The following is a 6,183-nucleotide window of genomic DNA, read 5'->3' as shown; positions in this document are numbered from 1 at the left end:
ACGATGCCCATCAGCAGCGCGGGCAACCGCACCCACGGCGTCGCGGTGGAGACCTGCACCCACAGCGCGTACAGCTCGTAGAACCACCCGAACGGGGCTTCTGGACCGCCGAACCAGCGGTAGTAGTTGCTGACGTACCCGAAGCTCTCGCGCGCCCGCGCGATGTTCAGGATGTAGCCGTCGTCGGAGGTCATGGCGCCCATGGCCCACCAGACGACGAGCGCCCCGATCACCGAGGCGTCGCGGAACGTCGGCTTCCACCAGCCAGCCGGGGCCCACTTCGGGGGACGGCGCCCGGCGCGCACGTCCAGCCGCCGCAGGCACACCACCGAGCCGATGAACGCCGCCACGGCCAGCGCCATCGTGGCCAGCTTGATGGCGGTCGCCTGGCTCTCGTAGCGGTTGTCGACGCGGGCCTCGAAGGACAGGCCGCGCACGTCGTCGATGGTCTCGTTGAGGCCGGAGTAGATGCCGGTCAGCTGCGGGCGCTGGTCACCGGTCAGCTTGGCCAGCGACTCGGTGCCGACGGTGGCGGTGGTCTCGTAGGCGTCGGAGTGCAGCGCGATGGTGCAGTCGCCCTCGGGCAGCGGCACCGTGCCGATCTGCTGGCCCTTGTTGAGCAGGGTCAGGTGGTTGTTGTCCACCTGGAGCACCAGCCCGGTCAGGTTGCCGTAGTCCGACGACGGCGGGTTCGTGCTCAGCAGGGTGCCGGGGCCGTTGGTGCGCTCGTCGAGGCTGTGCGCCGAGGCGCACGAGACGTCGGCCTTGAGCCACACCGGCGAGTAGCTCATCAGCGGTGCGGACACCGACTTGGTGCCCTCCGCCGTCGGCCACTTCAGCGTGGTGATGTCGTAGTTGACGGGGAGGAAGGGCACCGCCAGGGCGAGCACTGTGCCGAGCAGGCCGAAGACCGTCGCGAACAGCTTGAGCCGCTTCGCGGACGGGTGCGGGTTCGTCTCGGTGCGCGCCGACGCATCGTCCGTTCGGCGGCTTTCCTCCTGGCCACTGAGCACGGGGTGGAGAATAGTAGTTGCTGGTCCGGGCCCATTCGGTGCGTTCCGCGGGTGTGCAGAGGAACACCTCGGCCGACCCCGTGAGCTGCGGACTCAGGTTGCTCTCAGGCCACTCTCAGTCTTTCGTGACCACCGGGTGACCGGATCGCCACCCCGCCGCGCGTGGGGTCGTGAGTGCGTAACAGTGTTCGAACACTGTTACGCACTCACGACCCGTCAGCGGCGGAAGAACCGCTCCCGCTGCCCCTGGCGGACCAGGCGCAGCCATTCCTTGAAGGCCTTCGGGTCGCGCTTCTGGCCCACGAAGTACAGGCCGAAGCGGACCACCTCGAGCGCGCCGATCTTGCGCATCCCCGGCTGGGACAGCAGGTATCCCCGGTTCCGGTAGGTGTAGTAGCGCTTGTTCGCGTCCGACGGGTCCTGCGCGTGGAACCGGCCACCCAGCATCGGCTTGAACTCCGCCGAGCCGTCCGGGTGCAGGAAGCGGGTCTTCAGCGTGGTGCCGAACGGCAGCCCCGAGCGCAGCACCCGCCGGTGGATCTCCACCTCGTCACCACGGAAGAACAACCGGTAGTCCGGCACGCCCACCACGTCCAGCGTCGAGGCGCGGAACAGGGCGCCGTTGAACAGCGAGGCGATGCCCGGCAGGAAGTCGCCGTCGCCGAGCTCGCTGACCCGCCGCTTCCAGGTCAGCCCGCGGCGCAGCGGGAACGCCAGCTTGTCCGGAGTGTCGATGTTGACCACCACCGGCGACACCGCGGCCAGCCGCCGCTTGGTGGCGACGTCCAGCAGCGTCTCCAGCGCGTGCTCGTCGGCCGGGCGGCCGTCGTCGTCACCCAGCCACACCCACTCGGCGCCCAGCGACAGCGCGGTCAGCATGCCGAGCGCGAAGCCGCCCGCACCGCCCAGGTTGCGCTGCGAACCGATGTAGGTGGACGGGATCGCGCAGTCCGCCACCACGTCCTCGGCGGACTGGTCCGGCCCGTTGTCGACCACCACCAGGTGATCGGGTAGCCGGGTTTGGCTCGCGATGACCTTCAGGGACTCGGCCAGCAGCTCGCGACGGTGCCTGGTGACGATCACCGCGACTACGGACCCGGCAGGCAGCTGCTGTGCGGAGTCGGTGCTCATGCGCCCTCTTTGCTCCCGATCGTGGCCGCGGACTCGCCGATCCGGGCCAGGGTTTCCTCGCTGAGGTGCTCGAAGGGGTCGTACCCCTTGTAGTGCGTCAGGACCTCGCGCAGCGACCCCTGCTCGCGGATGCCGCCCTTGTCCATCCAGATGGCGCTGCTGCACAGCTCGATCAGGAACTCGTCGGAGTGCGAGGCGAAGACCAGGATGCCGGACCGCTTGACCAGGTCGTTGAGCCGGTCGCGCGCCTTCTCCAGGAACTCCGCGTCCACCGCGCCGATGCCCTCGTCCAGGATCAGGATCTCCGGGTCGATCGAGGTCACCACGCCCAGCGCCAGCCGCACCCGCATGCCCGTGGAGTAGGTGCGCAGCGGCATCGCCAGGTAGTCGCCGAGCTCGGTGAACTCGGCGATGTCGTCGATCCGCTTCTCCATCTCCTTGCGGGACATGCCCAGGAAGAGGCCGCGGATGATGATGTTCTCGTAGCCGGAGATCTCCGGGTCCATGCCCACGCCGAGGTCGAACACCGGCGCGACCTTGCCGACCACCCGCGCGCTGCCCCGGGTCGGCTCGTAGATGCCGCTGAGCAACCGCAGCAGGGTGGACTTCCCGGCACCGTTGTGGCCGACCAGGGCCACCCGGTCGCCGTGCCGCAGCGACAGGTCGATGTCGTGCAGCGCCTCGATGATCGGCACCCGGCTGTCGGTGCCGATCTTGCCGCCGGCCTTGCCGAGCACGGCCTTCTTCAGCGAGCGGGACTTCGCGTCGAAGATCGGGAAGTCGACCGCTGCGTTCCAGACGTCAATGCTGACCACAGTTCGGACCTCACTCAGACCCAGTAGGCGACACGTGCGCGGTAGTTGCGCATGACGAACAGCGCCAGCAGCCAACCCCCGACGGTGAACCCGAGCACGACGGCCCAGTGGTGCCAGGACTGGTCGGTGCCCAGCATCGGAGCCCGCGCGATCTCCACGAAGTGGTAGATCGGGTTGAGCTGGGCCAACCAGGCGCGCGGCCCGGCGTTCTGCTCCAGCACGTCGATCGGCCAGACGATCGGCGACATGAAGAACAGCAGCTGCATGAAGCTGCCCACCACCGGCGGGATGTCGCGGAACCGGGTGCTGGCGACGCCGAAGAGCAGCACCACCCAGCCGCCGTTGAGCAGCAGCAGGAAGAACGCGGGGATCGCGGTGATCACGGTCCAGGTCACCGGCGGCTGGAAGATCACCAGGATGATCAGGTAGACGACGAGGTTGTGGAGGAACAGCAGGAACTCCCGCCACACCGTGCGCAGCACGTGCACGCTGATCGGTGCGGGGAGCTGCTTGATCAGGCCCTCGTTGTGGATGAAGACCTCGGTACCGGACAGCAGGCAGCCCTGGATGAAGTACCAGATCATGAACCCGACGGTCATGTACGGCACGTAGTTGGCCGGGTCCTGGCCGAAGATCGTCGAGTACATCAGGCCGAGGCCACCGGCGGTGACGCCCATGCCGATGGTGATCCACAGCGGGCCGAGTACTGACCGGCGGTAGCGCTGCTTGATGTCCTGCCAACCGAGGTGCGCCCAAAGCTGGCGCTGCGAGAATCCGTCGCTGAGGTCCTTGGCTGCCTTGCGCCAGCTTCGCGACGAAGTTTCCGGGGGCGCCGGGGGGCGGTCTACCGTGCTCGTGGACTGCACAGTGCGTCAGAGTACCGATCGGTGGAGTGCACTCCGGGCCAGGGCATCACTCCACGGCGCAACCGCCCGGAACGGCACCCCACGCGCTGTGCGCGACCCGCCCCGAGGGGCCGCAGTTTCAATTGAAACTGCGAAAGCCCGTGGGTGGTGTTCGCAGTTTCAATTGAAACTGCGAACACCGGTCGCCGGGGTGGCTCACAGGTACTGGCCGGTACCGCGGGTGTGGCCGCCGTGGTCGTCGCCTCCGGCAGCGCCGCCCGACGGCAGGCCGCGGCGCATCTGCTCCAGCTGGGCGCGGGCCGCCATCTGCTGGGCGAACAGCGCCGTCTGCAGGCCGTGGAACAACCCCTCCAGCCAGCCGACCAGCTGGGCCTGGGCGATCCGCAGCTCCGCGTCCGACGGGGTGGACTCCTGGGCGAACGGCAGCGACAGCCGCTCCAGCTCCTCGATGAGCTCCGGGGCCAGGCCCTGCTCCAGCTCGCGGATGGAGGACTGGTGGATCTCCTTGAGGCGGCTGCGGCTGGCCTCGTCCAGCGGCGCCGCGCGGACCTCCTCCAGCAGCTGCTTGATCATGGTGCCGATGCGCATCACCTTGGCGGGCTGCTCGACCAGCTCGTTGATGTCCTCGCCGCGCTCGGACTGCTCGCCTTCGGCCATGGCGCCGAGCGGCTTGCCGTCCTCGCCGACCACGAACACCTGCGGCCTGCCCTCACTGTCTTCGCGGGTCATGTCTCCATCCTGGCGCGTTGCGGGACGCTTCGAGTGCGCGACGACCGGTGCCGACCTGTTCGGTCCGCCACAGGTCGCGGCCCGTTCCCGGACCCGCCCCGCCTGGTCGGGCACCGCCGCGACGGCGGGAGGTCGGGGACGGGCGCTCGATTACACCACGTCACCCGGCCGGGCACACGGGTGACGAAGTGGTGCGATATCGACCACCCGGCAGCCGGTACCGCCCGCCCCGTACGTAACGTGTTCCCCATGGCGTTCGACGTCGCGGCGGTTCGCGGGCTCTTCCCCGCGCTCGGCGACGGGTGGGTGCACCTGGACGCCCCGGCAGGCATGCAGGTTCCTGAACAAGTGGCGACCGCGGCGTCGACGGCGCTGCGGGCCCCGGTATCCGGTCCGGGCGGGATCTTCCCCGCCTCGCAGCGCGCCGAGGCGATCGTGGAAGCCGCCCGTCGCGCAATTGCTGACCTGGTCGGGGCGAACCCGGCCGGGGTGGTGCTCGGTCCCAACTCCGCCGTCCTGCTGCAACGGCTGGCCGACGCGCTGGGTGATGGCTGGATGATCGGTGACGACGTGGTCGTCTCCCGGCTGGACCACCCGGCCAACGTCGCGCCGTGGCAGCGGGTGGCGCAGCGCTCCGGCGGCACGGTGCGCTGGGCCGAGGTCGACATCGAGACCTGCGAGCTGCCCACCTGGCAGTACCAGGAGCTGGTCACCCCGCGCACGAAGGTGGTGGCGATCACCGCTGCCTCCGGCGCGGTGGGCACCCGGCCGGACGTGCGGCAGGCCGCGGAAGCAGCGGCCGAGCACGGCGCGCTGGTCGTGGTGGACGCCTCGGCGGCGGCGCCGTTCGTCCCGCTGGACATCACCTCGATGGGTGCCGACGTGGTGGCGGTGAACGCCTCCGCGTGGGGCGGGCCGCCGGTGGGCGCGCTGGTGTTCAAGAACGCGGCGATGCTCGACCAGCTCCCGTCGGTGGCGCTGGAGCCCGGCGCGCGCGGTGCGGAGCGCATGGAGCTCGGTCCGCCCGCCTACCCGCTGCTGGCCGGGCTGGTGGCGTCGGTGGACTACCTGGCCGGGTTGGACGACGCCGCGGTGGGGCCGCGCCGGGAGCGGCTGCTGACCTCGCTGGGCTCGGTGAAGTCGTACCAGGCGGGGCTGCTGGCGAACCTGACCAACGGGCTTCGCCGGATGAACCACGTGATGCTGATCGGCGACGCGATGCGCCGGGTTCCGTCGATGGCGTTCACGGTTTCCGGGGTGAAGGCGGTGGACGCGGTCGAGCACCTCGCGGAGCGCGGGGTCTGCGCCTTCGCCGACCCCGGCACCCACGGTGTCTTCGCGGTCCTCGGTGTCGGCGAGGTCGGCGGCGCGGTCCGCGTCGGCCTGGCCCACTACACCAATGCCGACGAGGTCGACCAGCTCATCCGCGCCGTCGCCGAACTCACCTAACCACTCGTGAGTGGCGATGGTTGTGTGGGCCACCGTTGCCGCTCACGAGGTGGTTGCGTGGGGTCGTGAGTGGGGATGGTTGCTTGGGCCACCGTTGCCGCTCACGAGGTGGTTGCGTGGGGTCGTGAGTGGGGATGGTTGCTTGGGCCACCGTTGCCGCTCACGAGGTGGTTGCGTGGG

Annotated in this window: 6 protein-coding genes; 1 reads left to right on the top strand and 5 read right to left on the bottom strand. The window is 69.6% G+C overall.

What is annotated here, in order from left to right:
• From ABT324_RS32855 to ABT324_RS32835, 5 genes are all read right to left on the bottom strand, one after another.
• Positions 1–1,013 (bottom strand): arabinosyltransferase domain-containing protein (locus ABT324_RS32855; RefSeq protein WP_351185648.1); only part of this gene is annotated, 1,013 nt, incomplete at its 3' end.
• A 216-nt stretch (positions 1,014–1,229) separates the two neighbouring features.
• On the bottom strand, positions 1,230–2,144 hold the full coding sequence (gene glfT1 / locus ABT324_RS32850; protein WP_351185645.1) for a galactofuranosyltransferase GlfT1: 915 nt from the start codon (positions 2,142–2,144) through the stop codon (positions 1,230–1,232).
• Positions 2,141–2,959, bottom strand: coding sequence for a galactan export ABC transporter ATP-binding subunit Wzt/RfbE (gene wzt / locus ABT324_RS32845; RefSeq protein ID WP_351185642.1), 819 nt, complete (start codon positions 2,957–2,959; stop codon positions 2,141–2,143). The genes glfT1 and wzt overlap by 4 nt, the downstream gene beginning before the upstream one ends.
• Before the next feature lie 14 nt (positions 2,960–2,973).
• Positions 2,974–3,825 carry a galactan export ABC transporter permease subunit Wzm/RfbD gene (gene wzm, locus ABT324_RS32840; protein WP_351185639.1) on the bottom strand — a complete coding sequence of 284 codons (852 nt, stop codon included), beginning with the start codon at positions 3,823–3,825 and terminating at the stop codon, positions 2,974–2,976.
• A gap of 195 nt (positions 3,826–4,020) precedes the next feature.
• A complete protein-coding gene (locus ABT324_RS32835; protein WP_351185636.1) occupies positions 4,021–4,554 on the bottom strand; it encodes a bacterial proteasome activator family protein in 534 nt (177 codons plus the stop codon).
• A gap of 249 nt (positions 4,555–4,803) precedes the next feature.
• Between ABT324_RS32835 and ABT324_RS32830 the strand changes: the two genes are divergently transcribed.
• The gene (locus tag ABT324_RS32830) at positions 4,804–6,003 is read left to right on the top strand and encodes a cysteine desulfurase-like protein (protein WP_351185633.1); all 1,200 of its coding nucleotides are present in this window, start codon (positions 4,804–4,806) and stop codon (positions 6,001–6,003) included.
• Positions 6,004–6,183: the final 180 nt, after the last annotated feature.

Source organism: Saccharopolyspora sp. NPDC000359, assembly GCF_040300525.1.
GTDB lineage: Bacteria > Actinomycetota > Actinomycetes > Mycobacteriales > Pseudonocardiaceae > Saccharopolyspora.
This window is presented reverse-complemented; position numbering and strand designations above follow the sequence as displayed.

Excerpts from the sequence above, each read along its gene's own strand:
- ABT324_RS32835 (WP_351185636.1), bottom strand. The coding sequence starts at position 4,554 with ATGACCCGCGAAGACAGTGAGGGCAGGCCGCAGGTGTTCGTGGTCGGC.
- glfT1 (WP_351185645.1), bottom strand. The coding sequence starts at position 2,144 with ATGAGCACCGACTCCGCACAGCAGCTGCCTGCCGGGTCCGTAGTCGCG.
- ABT324_RS32830 (WP_351185633.1), top strand. The coding sequence starts at position 4,804 with ATGGCGTTCGACGTCGCGGCGGTTCGCGGGCTCTTCCCCGCGCTCGGC.